The organism is Teredinibacter sp. KSP-S5-2 (genome assembly GCF_032773895.1).
Classification (GTDB): domain Bacteria; phylum Pseudomonadota; class Gammaproteobacteria; order Pseudomonadales; family Cellvibrionaceae.
Genome location: NZ_CP120416.1, coordinates 3904163 through 3921171, shown reverse-complemented (window position 1 = coordinate 3921171; position 17009 = coordinate 3904163). Strand labels below are relative to the sequence as shown.

General features: G+C 46.5%; 14 protein-coding genes. 4 read left to right on the top strand and 10 right to left on the bottom strand.

Annotation, left to right across the window (positions count from 1 at the left end; translation table 11 throughout):
* Positions 1–64 precede the first annotated feature (64 nt).
* From P5V12_RS16660 to P5V12_RS16650, 3 genes are read right to left on the bottom strand one after another with little or no spacing between them, the layout of a single operon-like run.
* Positions 65–1600, bottom strand: coding sequence for a SpoVR family protein (locus P5V12_RS16660; protein ID WP_316954221.1), 1536 nt, complete (start codon positions 1598–1600; stop codon positions 65–67).
* The gene (locus P5V12_RS16655) at positions 1597–2871 is read right to left on the bottom strand and encodes a YeaH/YhbH family protein (protein ID WP_316954220.1); all 1275 of its coding nucleotides are present in this window, start codon (positions 2869–2871) and stop codon (positions 1597–1599) included. The genes P5V12_RS16660 and P5V12_RS16655 overlap by 4 nt, the downstream gene beginning before the upstream one ends.
* A 34-nt stretch (positions 2872–2905) precedes the next feature.
* Positions 2906–4828: a PrkA family serine protein kinase gene (locus tag P5V12_RS16650; RefSeq protein WP_316954219.1), complete on the bottom strand. Its 1923-nt coding sequence runs from the start codon at positions 4826–4828 to the stop codon at positions 2906–2908.
* 364 nt (positions 4829–5192) lie between these two features.
* Here P5V12_RS16650 and galE point away from each other — a divergent pair, with 364 nt between their 5' ends.
* On the top strand, positions 5193–6209 hold the full coding sequence (gene galE / locus P5V12_RS16645; protein WP_316954218.1) for a UDP-glucose 4-epimerase GalE: 1017 nt from the start codon (positions 5193–5195) through the stop codon (positions 6207–6209).
* Positions 6210–6230: 21 nt separating this feature from the next.
* Complete coding sequence (locus tag P5V12_RS16640; RefSeq protein ID WP_316954217.1) at positions 6231–7178, top strand: DUF4124 domain-containing protein; 948 nt, start codon at positions 6231–6233, stop codon at positions 7176–7178.
* A gap of 6 nt (positions 7179–7184) precedes the next feature.
* On the opposite strand, the gene P5V12_RS16635 is transcribed toward P5V12_RS16640, so the two are convergent.
* From P5V12_RS16635 to P5V12_RS16610, 6 genes are read right to left on the bottom strand one after another with little or no spacing between them, the layout of a single operon-like run.
* Positions 7185–7994, bottom strand: a complete 810-nt coding sequence (locus P5V12_RS16635) for a symmetrical bis(5'-nucleosyl)-tetraphosphatase (RefSeq protein WP_316954216.1) — start codon at positions 7992–7994, stop codon at positions 7185–7187.
* 12 nt (positions 7995–8006) lie between these two features.
* Positions 8007–8369, bottom strand: a complete 363-nt coding sequence (gene apaG, locus P5V12_RS16630) for a Co2+/Mg2+ efflux protein ApaG (RefSeq protein ID WP_316954215.1) — start codon at positions 8367–8369, stop codon at positions 8007–8009.
* Positions 8366–9169, bottom strand: a complete 804-nt coding sequence (rsmA, locus tag P5V12_RS16625) for a 16S rRNA (adenine(1518)-N(6)/adenine(1519)-N(6))-dimethyltransferase RsmA (protein ID WP_410483300.1) — start codon at positions 9167–9169, stop codon at positions 8366–8368. Before rsmA ends, apaG begins: the two co-directional genes overlap by 4 nt.
* Positions 9170–9194: 25 nt before the next feature.
* Positions 9195–10184, bottom strand: a complete 990-nt coding sequence (gene pdxA, locus P5V12_RS16620) for a 4-hydroxythreonine-4-phosphate dehydrogenase PdxA (RefSeq protein WP_316954214.1) — start codon at positions 10182–10184, stop codon at positions 9195–9197.
* Positions 10185–10217: 33 nt separating this feature from the next.
* Positions 10218–11519, bottom strand: a complete 1302-nt coding sequence (locus P5V12_RS16615; RefSeq protein ID WP_316954213.1) for a peptidylprolyl isomerase — start codon at positions 11517–11519, stop codon at positions 10218–10220.
* A 34-nt stretch (positions 11520–11553) separates the two neighbouring features.
* On the bottom strand, positions 11554–13917 hold the full coding sequence (locus P5V12_RS16610; RefSeq protein WP_316954212.1) for an LPS-assembly protein LptD: 2364 nt from the start codon (positions 13915–13917) through the stop codon (positions 11554–11556).
* A 344-nt stretch (positions 13918–14261) separates the two neighbouring features.
* On the opposite strand from P5V12_RS16610, the gene P5V12_RS16605 reads away from it, so the two are divergent.
* Together P5V12_RS16605 and murU are read left to right on the top strand one after the other, a co-directional pair.
* Positions 14262–15302, top strand: coding sequence for an aminoglycoside phosphotransferase family protein (locus P5V12_RS16605; RefSeq protein ID WP_316954211.1), 1041 nt, complete (start codon positions 14262–14264; stop codon positions 15300–15302).
* Entirely contained in the window at positions 15299–15976 is a 678-nt protein-coding gene (murU, locus tag P5V12_RS16600; protein WP_316954210.1) for an N-acetylmuramate alpha-1-phosphate uridylyltransferase MurU, read from the top strand. Before P5V12_RS16605 ends, murU begins: the two co-directional genes overlap by 4 nt.
* Before the next feature lie 3 nt (positions 15977–15979).
* Here murU and P5V12_RS16595 read toward each other — a convergent pair whose 3' ends face one another.
* Positions 15980–16993 (bottom strand): DUF3530 family protein, encoded by a 1014-nt coding sequence (locus tag P5V12_RS16595; RefSeq protein ID WP_316954209.1) that lies wholly within the window; start codon positions 16991–16993, stop codon positions 15980–15982.
* Positions 16994–17009: the final 16 nt, after the last annotated feature.

Sequence of the window (17009 nt, the reverse complement as noted above, 5' to 3'; positions counted from 1 at the left end):
AAAAGCCACCGACAGTAGCGGTGGCTTTTTATTGGATGATCTGATCCCCTTTTAGTATTGGTATTTAATGGGAAGAATTATCCTTTGCTTCGTCCTCGACAGGCTCAGGAATAGGGGGGCAGTGAAAACTTTGTTTAATTTTATCGTTTTCAAGTGAATGAATATGCACATCAAATCCCCATAGGCGATGAACATGTTTGAGCACTTCTTCTGTCGATTTGTCTAGTGGTTTTCGGTTAAATCGATAGTGGTGCAAGGTAAGAGATCTGTCGCCGCGGACATCCACATCGTACACTTGAATGTTGGGTTCCCGATTACCGAGGTTGTATTGTGCGGACAATGCTTCACGAATTTCACGATAACCCAGTTCATCATGAATGTGGGTAACTTCAATATTCTTCTTCGTGTCGTCATCAAGAATAAGGAATAGTTTTAACTCGCGCATGAGTTTGGGTGAGAGAAACTGAAGAATAAAGCTTTCGTCCTTAAAATTACGCATGGCGAAATCCAGAGTTTTAATCCAGTCGCTGCCAGCAATATCCGGGAACCAATGCTTGTCTTCGTCGGTTGGGTTCTCACATATGCGTTTGATGTCCTGCATCATATGAAAGCCCAAGGTATAAGGGTTGATACCAGAAAAATACTGACTATTGTATGGAGGCTGATAAATGACGCCGGAATGGGATTGCATAAACTCCATCATAAATCCATCTGTAACATAACCCCGGTCGTACATGGTGTTGAGCAAAAAGTGATGCCAGAAGCATGCCCAGCCTTCATTCATTACTTGGGTTTGCTTTTGAGGATAAAAATATTGCGCAATTTTGCGCACTATACGCACTACTTCTCTTTGCCAGGGTTCTAATAACGGTGCATTTTTCTCAATAAAATAGAGTAGGTTTTCCTGGGGTTCAGATGGAAAACGTAGTTTATTTTTTTCCGATGCCTGCTGTTGCGACTCGGGAATCGTTCGCCATAAGTCGTTGACCTGTTTCTGTAAGTATTCTTCCCGTTCTTTTTGTCTTTCCTGCTCCTCGTGATTGGATATGGGATAGGGGCGTTTGTATCGATCAACACCATGACTCATGAGTGCGTGGCAGGAATCGAGAATGTTTTCAACGGATTCCACACCGTATTTTTCTTCACATTTGGCGATATAGTTTTTAGCGAAGACTAAATAATCGATAATCGATCCGGCGTCTGTCCAGCTGCGGAACAAATAGTTGCCTTTGAAAAATGAATTGTGGCCATAACATGCGTGGGCGATCACCAATGCCTGCATGGTGATGCTGTTTTCTTCCATTAAATAAGCTATGCAAGGGTTGGAGTTAATGACGATTTCGTAAGCTAACCCCATTTGTCCGCGAGTATAAGACTGTTCAACACTGAGAAACTGTTTGCCGTAAGACCAATGGTTGTATCCGAGAGGCATGCCAACAGAGGCATAAGCGTCCATCATCTGTTCAGAATTGATGACTTCTATTTGGTTTGGGTAAGTGTCCAGACCAAATTCTTTGGCGATGCTCCCGATAACGCGATCATATTCTTCAATCAGTTCGAAGGTCCACTCAGACCCTGTTGAAATGGGTTTGTTTGTCATGGTGTTTTCTTCTGAAATAGCTCTCGAAATACCGGGAATATATCTTTTGCATCGACCAGCTGACGCATAGAAAATGCTTCAGGAAAATCATTCTGAATTTGCGCGTAAGCATGCCACAGAGCCTGGTGATCCCGGTTGGTGATTTCCAGATAAGAGAAATACTGTAGTTTGGGTAGAATTTTTTCCGTTAACAGTCGGTAGCAAATAGTGGAGTCATCATTCCAGTTATCACCGTCAGATGCTTGTGCTGCGTAAATATTCCATTCTGAGATCGGATATCGTTCCTGAAGAACTTCATCCATGAGCTTTAATGCACTGGAAACAATGGTGCCGCCTGTTTCTCTGGAATAGAAAAATTCCTGTTCATCCACCTCTTTTGCGCTAGTGTGATGGCGAATAAACACCACTTCTGTTTTTTCATAGTTCCTGTTCAGGAACATGTACAGCAGCAGGAAAAATCGTTTGGCGATATCTTTGGTCGCCTGATCCATCGAACCCGATACATCCATGATGCAAAACATGACGGCTCTGGAGTGGGGGATGGGCTGCTTAACGTGCAAGTTGTACTTAAGGTCAAAATCGTCCAGCCAGGGTATTTTATGGATCTGGGCTTTCAGCTTTTTTATTTTTTGTTCCAGTTCTGCCCGTTTTTCGGTTGGATCTTTTTCATCATCCTCAAGGGCTGATAGCTCTTCCTCAAGTTGACGGATCTGTTTCTTTTTGGGGCCGGTTAACGCTATCCGACGTGATTTGGCAGAACGCATTGAACGAATAACGTTTATTTTTCCCGGCGAGCCCTGATTACTGAAGCCCGCCCGTCGAAATTCAAAATCCTCTGTTCCTGACAACTGCCTTTTTACCAGGTTGGGGAGTTCAAGGTCTTCGAACATGAAATCGAGGAACTCTTCCTGAGTTATTTGAAAGATAAAATCGTCTTCGCCTTCTCCGCTGTCACTGGCATTTTGGCCGGAACCACCACCTTGTCCGCCACCTCCTTGGGGGCGTTGGATTTGATCGCCGGCGATAAACTGATCGTTGCCTGGCAAAACCCGAGTATTGGTTCCGCCATCGCCGTGGTGAAAAATGGGCTCGTTAATGTCTTTGGACGGGATGCTGATTTTCTCGCCTTTCTCCATATCCATTATGGAGCGTTTATCCACGGCTTTGGCGACGGCTTTTTTAATGTGGTTGCGATAGCGCCTCAAAAATCGCTGGCGGTTGACCATGCTTTTCTTTTTGGAGTTGAGGCGCCGATCAATGATGTAGCTCATAGTTAACCTACGTAGACTGCATTGCAATTTATACCTATTGGGATTTCCTTACACGCAGATACCATTCGGACAGTAAGCGAACCTGTTTCTCCGTATAACCCCTGGCCACCATTCGGGCAACAAAGTCTTCGTGTTTTTTCTTGTCATCAGCAGAAGATTTGGTGTTAAAGGAAATAACAGGTAATAGGTCTTCCGTATTGGAGAACATTTTCTTCTCAATTACTGTGCGCAGTTTTTCGTAGCTGTTCCAAACTGGGTTATTGCCATTGTTGTTGGCGCGTGCGCGAAGAACAAAGTTAACAATCTCGTTACGGAAATCTTTGGGGTTACTAATGCCAGCTGGCTTTTCTATTTTTTCCAGCTCTTCATTTAATGATGCCCTATCCAGTATCTCACCAGTTTCAGGGTCGCGGTATTCCTGATCCTGAATCCAGAAGTCGGCATAGATAACGTAGCGGTCAAAAATATTTTGCCCATATTCGGCATAGGATTCCAGATACGCGGTTTGAATTTCCTTGCCGATAAATTCAACATATCTGGGTGCCATATACTCTTTGATAAATCCGAGGTATTTATCGCGAATCTCATCTTGAAATTGTTCTTGCTCAATTTGCTTTTCCAGAACATAAAGAAGGTGGACCGGGTTAGCTGCAATTTCTATCGGGTCGAAATTAAATACCTTGGATAAAATTTTGAACGCAAATCGGGTTGATAAACCATCCATGCCTTCGTCGACACCTGCTGCGTCCTCATATTCCTGATGGGATTTCGCTTTGGGGTCGGTATCTTTTAAGTTTTCACCATCGTAAATACGCATCTTGGAATAGATACTGGAGTTCTCCGGTTCTTTAATACGTGAAAGTACGCTGAATTGTGCCAGCATGCGCAATGTGTCGGGCGCGCATGGGCATTTGGATAGAGAACTGTTTTGGAGGAGTTTTTCGTAAATATGAATTTCTTCTGAAACTCTCAAACAATAAGGCACTTTAACGATATAGACACGATCAATAAATGCCTCATTGTTTTTGTTGTTTTTAAAAGTTTGCCATTCCGCTTCGTTGGAGTGTGCAAGCACAATGCCTTCAAAGGGAATTGCACCCAAACCTTCTGTTGAATTGTAATTACCTTCTTGCGTTGCGGTAAGGAGAGGGTGTAAGACCTTTATGGGCGCCTTAAACATTTCCACAAATTCCATCATGCCCTGATTGGAGCGGCATAGCCCTCCAGAAAAGCTATAGGCATCCGGGTCGTTTTGTGGGAAATCTTCAAGCTTTCGAATATCCACTTTACCAACCAGAGAGGAAATATCCTGATTGTTTTCGTCTCCAGGCTCTGTTTTTGAAACAGCAATTTGATCTAGCACGGAGGGATAAAGTTTGACCACTTTAAATTTACTTATATCACCACCGAATTCGTGCAAACGCTTTACTGCCCAGGGAGACATAATGGTTTTGATGTAACGTCTTGGAATACCGTAGTCTTCTTCCAGAATTTCGGCGTCCTCTTCCGGGTCAAATAACCCTAATGGGGATTCGTATACGGGAGAGTCTTTAATGCAGTATATGGGTTCTTTTTCTATTAAGGATTTTAATCGTTCAGCCAGGGATGATTTACCACCGCCAACCGGGCCGAGTAAGTAAAGTATTTGTTTCTTCTCTTCAAGCCCCTGAGCAGCGTGACGGAAAAAGGAGACTATCTGTTGGATAGCTTCTTCCATGCCATAAAATTCTTCAAAGGCTTTATAACGTTTTATTACTTTATTAGAGAAGATTCGACTGAGTCGAGAGTCTTTTGATGTGTCGACAAGCTCAGGTTCGCCAATCGCTTTCAGCATTCGTTCTGACGCTGTAGCGTATACACTGGGGTCTTTTTTACACAGATCCAAATATTCTTGAATTGTGAGTTCTTCTTGCTGGGTTTTCTCGTAGCGTTTTTGGTAATGACTAAAAATTGTCATGCAGCAGGCCTCCTCGCGTACCCCCTCGCTCACTAGCGGGATAAAACAGTTATCTTTACTTTTGAACCTAACTCCTTCTTTTAAGGATAGAACCTTAGAGTCCTAATAGTGTGAATAATTCTCAAAAAGCGACAAAACGTTGTCGTTGGGTACTTTATGGTTATTTATATTCAAACTTCAGGCCAGCCGACCAATCAATTCGACTCATCGCTTAATCAATCATTTTTGCGCATTATTTTTTAGTTACGTGGGTTTTAAAAAAATAGATTTCAATAAAAAGCTTTTACTATGTGATAATTAACAGCCTGTGCGTAGCTAACGTATTGATATTGAACGCAGTTTAACCAACAAAGGGTTTTAAGTTATGACAGTATTAGTGACAGGAGGAGCAGGTTATATCGGGAGTCATACCTGCATTGAGCTTATTGAATCGGGGTTTGATATTGTTGTTGTGGATAATCTTTACAACAGCAAGCTTGAGTCACTAAAACGTGTTGAAGAAATTGTTGGCAAACAAATCCCTTTTTATCAAGTGGATATCTGTGACAAGCCGGCTATGCGTGAAGTCTTTCAACAATATGATATCGATTCGGTGATTCATTTTGCCGGCTTAAAGGCTGTGGGTGAGTCCAATGACATCCCACTAACTTATTATCACAATAATGTGGGCGGAACGATTGCGCTTTGCCAGGTAATGGATGAGTTTGGTGTAGAGCGATTGTTGTTCAGTTCTTCTGCAACTGTCTACGGCGACCCGGCTTCTGTCCCCATTTTGGAAGATTTCCCTACCAGTGCGACCAACCCTTATGGTCGTAGCAAGTTAATGGTCGAAGAGATTCTGCGTGATGTGTGTAAATCACAATCAAGCAAGCATAAGGTGTGTTTACTGCGTTACTTTAACCCGATTGGGGCACACGAAAGTGGTCGTATTGGTGAAGATCCTCAGGGAATTCCCAACAACTTGTTGCCTTTTGTCGCTCAGGTTGCGGTTGGTAAACTAGAGAAGCTGCGAGTTTTTGGTGATGATTATCCCACTCGGGATGGCACTGGGGTTCGTGACTACATTCATGTGGTGGATTTGGCCAAAGGACATGTAAAGGCCATTCAGAAGCTGCAACAGGCTGATGCCGGTTGCTATACCTATAACTTGGGAACGGGTAACGGTTACAGTGTATTAGAAGTGGTTAAGGCCTTTGAGGAAACCAGTGGTAAGACGGTGGCTTTTGACATCGTTGAACGTCGAGCTGGTGATATTGCCGAGTGCTATGCAGACCCAGGTCTGGCGGCTAGAGAGTTAAGCTGGCGAGCGGAATATGGTATTCAGAGAATGGTCGAAGACGCCTGGCGCTGGCAGTCCAATAACCCGAATGGTTACGAATAGCAGTAAGGGGCACCGTAGTTTATGAGTAAGGGATTACTTACTTTGTTAAAAACTCTGATGATTCTAATCAGTGGTCTGGCTGGGTTTGCCCATGGCGAAATTTACCGCTGGGTAGACGAAAACGGTAAGGTGCATTTTGGTGATAAACGCAATGTGGTCACCAGCTCGGCGCAAGATGCCGAGCAAGTGCAAGTCCGCACCACTGTGAGTCAGTGGCAACCATTTGATATATCCGTTAAGGCGGTCAATGTTGAACTCAGCGAGGAAGAGTTAAAGGGGATTCGTCAGGGGGTTATTGATGTGTATCGCTTTTTTGACAAGGTAATGCACTTTGATTTCCATAAAACAGTACCAGTAAAGGTTCATCTGTTTGGCAGTGAAGCCGAGTACCTTCGTGAAGTTGATCGTATTTCTGGATACAACGCGAGGAATACTTTGGGCGTGTATTTGCCTGATCAACATAGTATTTACGCGTTTTTGCAGGACGAAAGACACAAAACCTTCGCCACTATCCGGCATGAAGTCAGTCATGCGATTACCCATACACTGTCCGATTATGCACCTGCCTGGTTGAACGAAGGCCTGGCGGAGCAGATGGAAACCATTACGGGGTCGGATTCTGGTTTGGTGATTGGTCGACATGCTGATAATCACCGATATTTTAGTGAATCTTCGCAGAAGATCACGCTTGATCAGTTTCTGGAGATGCAAAGCAGAGATTGGCGTCACCAAAACAAGCGCAATTACATATACCAGTGCATGGCAGGCGAGTTGGTGTACTTTTTACTGTCCAGTGCCAATGGTCGTGCGTTTTTGACGCGTTTGCTACACGAATATAAGCGTGGCAGCCAGGTGTTGAGTCGTTATTTGGTAAATAAACACTATATTGGCAGCAACACGGGTTTACAGGTGGGGTGGAATGCTTGGTTGCGACAGGGCGGCCTGGGGCAAATCACACTCGATATCTAAGCGGTATTAGCGATAACCCACGCTGAATTTTTGCTTGTCATCCAGTCGCATCATGGTCAGGGTGCCTCCCCAGACACAGCCTGTGTCCAGCCCAATAAAATTGTCATGGCCGGTTTTTCCCATCAGCGCTGCCCAGTGGCCGAAAATAATGTTTTCGCCTTTGCATTTGTGATTGCTGTGGCTGAACCAGGGAGCGTAGCCCTCGGGGGCTGCTTCTGGGCCGGTCTTGGTTGTGAGTTCCAATTCGCCATCGGCCTTGCAAAAGCGCATGCGCGTGAAGTAGTTAGTGATGACTCGCCAACGTTCCGGGCCTTGAAGATCCCTAGACCATTTGCTGGGAAGATTGCCATACATATTGGCAAAGAAGCGAACACATTGCTCAGACTGTAATACCTGTTCGATTTCTTTCGATCGCTTCAACGCTTTTTTAATTGACCAGATGGGTGGAATACCAGCGTGAACCATGCAGTAATTCAACTCCGGGTCATAGTGAACCAGCGGTTGTTGGTGCAGCCAGTGGAGAAGCTCGTCGCTGTCTTTTGCCTTGAGTATCGGATTTAGTGTGTCCTTTGGCCCGAGCCTTTTATACCCCAGTGCCGAAGCCATCAGATGGAGATCATGGTTGCCGAGTACGACTTTCGCGCTGTCGCCCAGGCTTTTAACAAATCTCAGGGTTTCAAGGCTATCTGGGCCGCGATTCACCAAGTCACCTGCGAGCCAGAGCGTATCGCGCTGATCGTCGAACTCTACGTGATTAAGGAGTTTAAGCAGGGGTGCCAAGCAACCTTGTATATCCCCTACAGCATAGGTAGCCACAGGCTCTCCCTTTTAATGCAATGCGTGTGGTTGAACCAGGGCGAAAGTGGGAATTTCTGCCTGAAACTCCTCACCATCCTCTTTGCGCATGGTATAGCTGCCTTCCATTGTGCCGGAGCTGGTTTCCAGCACCACGCCGCTGGTATAGGTGTAGACCTCGCCGGGAGCGAGAACGGGCTGTTCGCCAATCACGCCTTCACCTTTAACTTCCTGCACACGGCTGTTGGCATCAGTAATGATCCAATGGCGGCTGATGAGTTGGGCGGTTTCATCCCCTTTGTTTTCAATCCTGATGGTGTAGGCGTATACATATTGATGCTTGGATGCATCGGATTGTTCTTCTAGGTATGTGGTTTTTACGTCAACGTGGATCATAGTGTTGTGCTTTGCTGCGTCATGGCGTTACTGGCTTGTACGTATTCTTCGAGGCTGACAGATTCCGCTCGGCGGGATAAATCCAGCGGAATGTCACCATCAAAGTTTTCCAATAGAGGCTTCAACGCGTTTCTCAATGTTTTTCGTCGTTGTGAGAACGCGGCGGTCACCAACTGTTTTAAGTGATCTATGTTATCGGCGATATATGGCAGTTGCTGGTGCGGTGTGAGTCGTACTATCGCGGAATTGACTTTCGGCATAGGGCGAAAGCTTTCGGGGGGAACATCAAATAGCCACTCCACTTGGCAATAGTATTGTGTCATCACACTTAGGCGGCCGTAGTTTTTGTCCCCAGGAGCCGCGGCCAAACGGTCTACCACTTCTTTTTGCAGCATAAAATGCATATCACGAATCTGCTGTTGGAAGCTCAGCAGATGAAATATCAGTGGTGTGGATATGTTGTAGGGCAGGTTACCGACTACACGTAACGGTTGCTCTGTTGCCAGCTGGCCGAAATCGAATTTCAACGCATCGGTTTGATGGATTTTGAAATTTGGGTAGGTGGCAAATTGAGCCAGGAGAATTGGCACAAGGTCCCGATCCAGTTCGACAACCTGCAGGTTGGGGCATTCGTCGATTAACAGGCTGGTGATGGCGCCCTTGCCGGGGCCGATTTCGATAATGTTATCCGTTTCTTTTGGACGGATTGAGCGCACGATATGTTGAATAATGCCCTGATCGATCAGAAAGTTCTGACCGAAACGTTTACGGGCTTTATGGATAAGCGTTGGTTTTGACAAGATATGCCTCAGTATATGTAACGAATTAGGCTGACATGCGAGCCATAGTGTAGGCATAGCGGATGGCGTGTTTCAGGCTGCCCACATCAGCAATACCCTTGCCGGCTAAATCCAGTGCAGTGCCGTGATCAACCGAGGTGCGGATAAAAGGTAGCCCTAATGTAATATTCACGGCTTTGCCGAAGCCTTTGTGCTTTAACACAGGTAAGCCCTGGTCGTGGTACATGGCCAGAACGGCATCGGCTTCATGTAGGTTGTGTTCTGTAAACAGCGTATCCGCGGGTAAGGCGCTGGATAAATTCATTCCGGTTTCGCGTAAGGTATTTAGAATCGGGTTGATAACTTCAATTTCTTCCATGCCCAAATGGCCACCTTCTCCTGCGTGGGGGTTAAGGCCACAGACTAGAATTCGGGGGGATTCGATACCGAATTTGGTTTTAAGGTCGTGGTGGAGAATTTGAATTACCTCAGTTAAGGATTCTGAAGTAATGGCGGCAGGTACATCTTTCAGTGGTAAGTGTGTGGTCGCCAATGCCACTCTTAAGCCCTCTGTGGCGAGCATCATCACCACTTTCGGGGTATTACTGCGTTCGGCAAAAAATTCGGTGTGACCGGAAAAAGGCATACCGGAATCGTTAATCACACTCTTTTGTACTGGGCCGGTAACTATGGCGGCCAGTTTGTTTTCCATGCAGTACTGAGCAGCAGCTCCTAGCGTCTCAACGACATATTTGGCGTTGGAGACAGATAGGTGGCCAAAGCGGTTGGCTGTGGCCATCGGAATGGCTGCAACAGATATTTCCCCTGCTGCGGATGGTGATGGCGCCGCCTGCCAGTCGACATCCCTGATGTGAATGTCCATATTGATTGCCAAGGCGGCCTGTTTAAGGAGTTCCGGGTCGCATATCGCTACCAACTCACATTCTTGGGGCTCTTGAGCAATTTTTACTAACAATTCGGGGCCGATTCCGGCCGGTTCGCCAGGAGTAATTCCAATTCGAACAACGTCTGACACTGTGATTCGCCCCTTTTTGTTTAGGTATAGAGATTAGATTTTAATCTGGATAAATGCTTCGTCACGCATTTCCTGTAGCCAAAGCTGGACTTCATCTTCATAGCGTCGGCTCATCAGAATATTGCGTGCTTTCATGCGGCGTGCTTCTTCGGTCATGTCTTCGGTACGACGTTCTTGAACTTGCAGAATGTGCCAGCCAAAACGGCTTTTGAAAGGCTGGCTGATATCACCGATTTTCGCTCCTTGCATGGTTTTTTCAAATGCTGGTACAAACATGCCTGGTCTGGCCCATCCCAAGTCACCACCGGAAAGCTTGGAGCCAATATCGTCCGAATGCTCTTTTGCCATCTTGGCGAAATCCTCACCACCTATGATGGCTTGACGAATTTCTGTCAGCTTGGCTTTAGCCTGCTCGCTGTTGCGGATTTCAGTCTCTTTTATCAGGATATGTCTGGCTTTGGTTTCGATAATTTCCTGTTTTTCCACACCGCGTATTTGGTAAACCTTTAATATGTGAAAACCTGCAGGGCTGCGGATAGGACTGGAGACTTCTCCTTCATTAAGTTTAGGTATCACTTCGGCAAAGAGTGTTGGCAGGTCGGTTGTCTTACGCCAACCCAGGTCACCACCTTCCAATGCTGCGGGGCCACCGGATTCAGCGATCGCCATTTCCGCGAAGTTCGCGCCTTTTTTTAGTTTCTGGAATATCTGGTGGGCCCTGTCTTCCGCTTCGGAAGATTCCTTCGCTGAGGCTGAGCGGGAAAGCGGGATTAATATGTGGCCGATTTTGTAGTCGGGGGAAGCCCAGAACTGTGCATCAGCGGAGCCTAAGAAGTTATCGATATCCTGTTCGGAAATCTTGATTCGCGATGGAACGACGCCTTGTGCCACGGAGCGAAGTGTTAGTTCTCGTCGAACCGATTCTCTTAGTTCGTGCAGTGTTTTGCCTTCCGCTTTCAGGTTGTTAATCAGATCCTGCTCAGTCCATTGATTCTTTTGCATCATGCCGCTTATGGCATTGAGCACTTCCTGGTCAGAGATTTCAAACCCGTAGCGTCTGGCCAAGCCCAGTTGCAGGGTTTCTCCTATCAATTGATCCAGTACCTGGCTTTGAAGTACGTCCCGTGGCGGAAGTCGGACTCCCTGGCCGGCAACGCGAGCTTCGATGGATTGAATTCGTTCGTCCAATTCTGTTTGAGTCACTACATCCTGATCGACTACTGCGACAATTCGGTCCAGCATTTGGGGTGCGGCTAAAACAATTGAGCTGGCGAGGGAAAGAAAGGCGCAGCCTAATGCGGGTAGGAGTGTGTGCGTAAAACGGTTTAGTGACATGATAACTTCTTTATGTTGTTCCAGAGTTGTAGGTCTAGCGTTTTTGTTTAAGGTGTTGTTCACGAGCACGATAGCCAAAGATGCTTTCATTGAGTATCGAGTTCACCTTGGCGCCAGAGCCCCCCAAGCCTTTTAGTTGGATTTCAAAAAAGATGCCCTGATCGTATTTGGCATCGTCGATGTTCAGCGAATCGAGGGAGGCTATATTACTGTCCAGCCAGCGTCGAGCCAAGAGACGAATTCGGTAGCAACAATCGTTGTATTCGAGTCCGACGAAGGTTTCAAGTTCCTGCTCGTTGGTAAAATCGTAATTATACCTGGCGGTAAGCAACCATTGTTTACTCAGCGGCGTTGCCCAGGAAACATCCACCTGGTCGATATCCTGAACCTGTTTACCGGTGGATTCCTGGAAGTCTTTGGCATAGGAATAAGCCAGATTAAACAGGTACTTGTAGTCTTTACTGGCGTAGTGAATGCCTGCACTGCCTCGTGCTATTTGGTCGCTGCCAGTGTCGTAGAGGCCATTGATATAGGCTTGTGATAATGCGCCAAGATATATTTGTACTTCACCGGCAATTTCGGAGAAGTTGTCTTTGTTGGTGGTGGAGTCGAGGCCAACTCGACGGTCATCAAAATGAAAGGTCTGGCCAATACTGGTCGAAAATAACGGTGTACCGTTGTTTTTACTCCAGTTGGATGTCACGCCGATACTGAGTTGATTGGCATCATCCAGGCGGTCTTGGCCACTGAACCGGGAATCACGAAACAGCTGTGAGTAGGTGAAGGTTCGGGCTGAAGTATCGAAGTTCAGGTTTTGCCCATCTTCCGTAATATCCAGTAAGTCTTCGTGGCTGGTGTAATCTCGATAAAGGTAAAACAGCCTAGGCTCGATTGTTTGTAATAAGTCGCCGCCTGGATGTTCCAGCACAATGCCCGTGTCGAGGCTGGCTTGAGGTGTTACTAGATGAATTTCTTCATCGGCTTCAGCTCTTAATGCATCGGTTTCAAGGGTGTAGTTTAGACTTTTTACCCCGATTTCAGGTTTGATGTAGCCCCAGGCGTTTTCTTTTGACCAGGAAGCACGGTAATCCGTGGCAAACCTCTGGCCTTTGATAATTGGTGTTCCATTCAGCCATTGGTCTTCTTCGTGAGTGAAGTAGGTGTAGTCGTGATCCAGAGTGAAACGGGTACCATATGTATCGTAGTTACCAACAAACGCGAACTCTGGCAGCTTTCTGTAAGGGTGGTCAATATCGCGCAGCAGAACTTGCTGGTTTTGAACTAGCCCATGCCAGTACCAGTTCGACCCGTAGCGTCCCACTTCGGCTGACTGGTCCAAATGTGTGGTGTTGGCTACGCTGAGCGAGGCGGTACCAAAATCGCGGAAGTAGTTACTGTCGCTAACCTTGGTAAAGTCAATATTGGAGTACCAGCCATCCCGTGCCCCACCTGTCTGAGCAAAGCTCGCTAACCAGCGATCTTCCCCTTTGTATGGGCGTATTGTGGCTTCGCTTTCCCCTTCTTGTATGAGTCTGTCCGCATCACTATCTTCTCCTCCGTCATCATTGGGGAGAAAAGCCAGGTCCATTTCGGAGTTGAAAAAGCGAGAAAGGTGACGAGCCTCCCCTTCCAGCATTAGCCCTCTGCCGGAGATAAAGCGGGGCACCAGCGTTGCGTCATAATTGGGGGCCAGATTCAAATAATAGGGCAGTGCGATATCCAGGCCGCCATCGTCACTACTGCTAATTGAAGGAAACAACAGGCCTGTTTTTCGTTCGTCACCAATCGGAAATTCAATATAGGGCAAATAAAATACTGGTATGGAGGAAATTTTTAATGTGACATTTTTACCCGAGCCGGTTTGCTCCTCCTGGTCGATTTTCAATTCTTGACCTTCCAGTTGCCAGGTATTGCTCCCGGGCTCACAACTGGTATAGGTGCCTTCTTTTAATACGATGACACCATCCTGTTTCTGTTCAATGCTTTTGGCTGAGCCCCGTATATGTTGCTCATGAATCACAAAGCGGGAGCCGGACATCTTTGAGGTGTTTTCCGCTGCATTAATGGTGGCATCTTCACTGCGAATTAGCATTCCGGGCTGTCGAACAGCAATATTGCCTTTGAGTTGCCCGGTATTTTTTTCCTGGTCGTACTCCAGAGTGTCCGCTTCGATGGACTTATCGCCCATTTGTACTTTGACATTGCCCTGTAGAGAGGCCGTTTGACCTTGTTTGACAACAGAGTGGTCAGCTTCCAGTACCAACGGTGCAGATTCATCTGTTTGTGCGGGCGCTGTTCCGTCTTTCGGTTCCAAGGGGTCGACATACTTGCCGTGACAACCCGCTGGCAGGTTCTTCTGTTCTTCCTCGGACAATTGATTTTCGTGAACCCAATCCATATCGTGAAAATCTGTGCTCGTATGCTGGGGTTCTACAGCATATGCTTGCATTGGTAGCAGTAGAGCTAACGATGAGTAGGTAAGCAAAGAGAGTTTTAAACAACGCTCTGAAGGGGTTTTGCTAAAGATTTTTGTTGGTCTTATCAAGGTAAAAACACACCCAACCGCTAAAATTAGTAACGTTGGCCTGACTAATGGGGTTCATTGCCGATTGTACAAGGCTTTATGCTTCGGCATACTCATTTTTTTGGGGCCACATAATAACAGTGAAAAAATAGTACAGGCCAGCAATTCGGCTGGAATATGTACGGATAAAAAGAAAACAACAATATTAGGTGTAGTAAATGACCAAGGGATGCAGTAGTTCCGCTGAGATTGAATCGCTTAAAGAATGGGCTGAGTCTCAGCTCGACTCTCTTGAATACCATTGCGAGGGGAATTTTAATTGGTCTCCGTTAAACGGTGACGCAGGGTTCAGACGGTATTTTCGTACCCAGACAACACCGCCCTTCATGGTGGCGCTGTCTCCTCCGGAAACGGAGGATAATCCGGCATTCGTTAATATTGCTGCTTTTTTGCGCGAAAACGGCATTCATGTACCCAAAGTGTTGGCGCATGATTACGAACGAGGTTTTTTGTTAGAAGAGGACCTTGGTGAAACGCTGTTTTTCGATTGCCTGACGACAGAAAATGTCGAGGTTCTCTATGGCGAAGCGCTATTTACTTTGCTTCGTATCCAGCAGTGCAAAACCACTTCGTTATTTTCCTCATACAATCAAGCGTTTCTTCTGACTGAAATGCGTTTATTGCAGGAGTGGATGGTTGATAAATTGTTGGGCATGACGCTTTCCGATGATGAAACTGCCATGTTGGATGGCTTTTATTCTCTCATCGTTGACAGTGCCTTGGAGCAACCACAGGTCATTGTGCATCGCGATTTTCATTCGAAAAATATGGTGTATTGCGAAGATGGCTCCACTGGTGTTATCGATTTCCAGGGCGCGTTATCTGGTCCGTTTACCTATGATTTAGCCTCGCTGTTAAAAGATTGCTATCTACGTTGGGAGCCCGAGCAAGTCAGGCGTTGGGCAATTGCCTACGCGAATATGGCGATTGATGTCGGTATTCTAAAACCTGTATCGGAAGAACAGTTCCTGCGCTGGTTTGATTGGATGGGGCTGCAGCGTCACATCAAAGTCCTCGGGCTATTTGCCCGTTTAGCATTGCGTGATGGCAAAGAGGGGTATTTACGCGAGTTGCCGAGAGTTGTGCGCTATGTGGAGGAGGTTGTTGAGCGCTATCCGCAATTGGATGACTTTGCGAGCTGGTTTAAACAACAATTATTACCGGCGTTAAAAAAACAGCCGTGGTTTAGCCAGGCATGAAGGCAATGATTCTTGCGGCGGGTGAAGGCAGAAGAATGCGGCCGCTCACCCTCTCGACACCTAAGCCCTTACTTAAAATCGGCCCCAAAGTATTAATCGAATATCAGATAGAAAAAATTCGGCATGCCGGTATTTCCGAGATTGTTATTAACGTCTCTTATCTCGGCGAGCAGATTGAACATTTTCTGGGGGATGGTTCAAGGCTCGGTGTTCGAATTGATTATTCGAAGGAGAGTGAACCTCTGGAAACGGCCGGGGCGTTAAATCGGGCCCTACCGTTACTTGGGTCAGATCCGTTTCTACTGGTGAACGGCGATGTTTGGCACGATTTCCCTTTGGCAAAACTATTGGAAGGCTCTTTGCCGGAAAACAGTTTTGGTCGGCTTATTTTGGTGGATAATCCGGCACACAACAGCCTGGGTGATTTTTCTTTAGATGACGATAAAGTGATTGCCCGTGAAGGAGAAAACATCGGTTACACCTTTAGCGGGATAAGTGTCCTTCGTCCCCAGCTTATTGCCGATTACCCCAATCTTCGAGAGAAGTTTCCATTGAAAGAAGTGTTCGACTGGGCGATCGAACGGGGACAACTGCACGGTGAATATTATTCTGGAGTGTGGATGGATATTGGTACCCCGGAGCGTTTGCAAGAACTAAGAAATCAGTGCCTGTAGCGATTACTTAATCTCTACCCCTTTGGCATGTTTATTAAGAAAACCACGAATTCTTCGTGTTAAACGGTTTTCTCCATCGAATATTTCTGCGCTGGGCTCCAATACCTTGACCTGAAAATAGTTTCCTTTGTGTCTGTTTGTTGCTGACTCCAGGCGTTCCCGAGCTTCTTTTTGATCCAGATAGTGCGTGTCGAAATAAATATCCAGAATAGGGATATCTGGCAGGTCGAGAATTTCTGGCAGTGGCTGGGAGTATTGTTCTGAGTTGGGTATGTTATTGCGGGCATTAATCAGCACCACTGCACGAATAGGCCGTTCAATCAGCGCTTTTGCCCGACGTATATTTCTTTTTTGTTTTTTCGGTGCTTGGTCTGTTAATTGTTTTGTGAAATATACGATACGTGTTGCGCTGATGCCGTTACCGACAACAACGATGTTGTATTGACCTTGGGCTTGCAGGTATTCCATCCCTGCTTTGATTCGTGCCTGGGCGGCCTGTTCGGGTGGAGTTTGTTTGGTTTTTTGCGGCGGTTCTTGAGTTGCAGTGTTTTCCTCTGCTTGGGATGTTTGACCGGAAGTAGACGGTGGCTGTTTATCGACAGTCGTTGCGTTAGTGGGTTTTGTCTCTCTGGCAGGAATTGACGATACTTTCGGGTTGGGTAGGCTGATGGATAGAGTTGCCCAGCCGTGTTTGACAACTTCTGTTCGAAGGGGGTGCAGAGTATGTGGCCAGTCAACCGTCTGACCCTCTCCGTGGGCAATGAGAATCGCCCCCAACGGTGTGCCACTTCTGTCTGGTTCCCAGAGGGCAATAAATTTTTCCCCTTCTGCTGACAGCTCTACAACGGTGAACTTTTCCAGTTCTTGCGAAATGAGTTGTTGCTGTTTTGCATTCGCTGCGGATTCGCTGGCGTATGTACTGATGGGGAGAAAGACTGATGCGAACAGACCCACTGTCAGGGTGAATCGAATCCATCTTCTGTTTGATGCTGATTTTGGGTTTAGTGCCAAATGCATATTCTGTACAATGCCT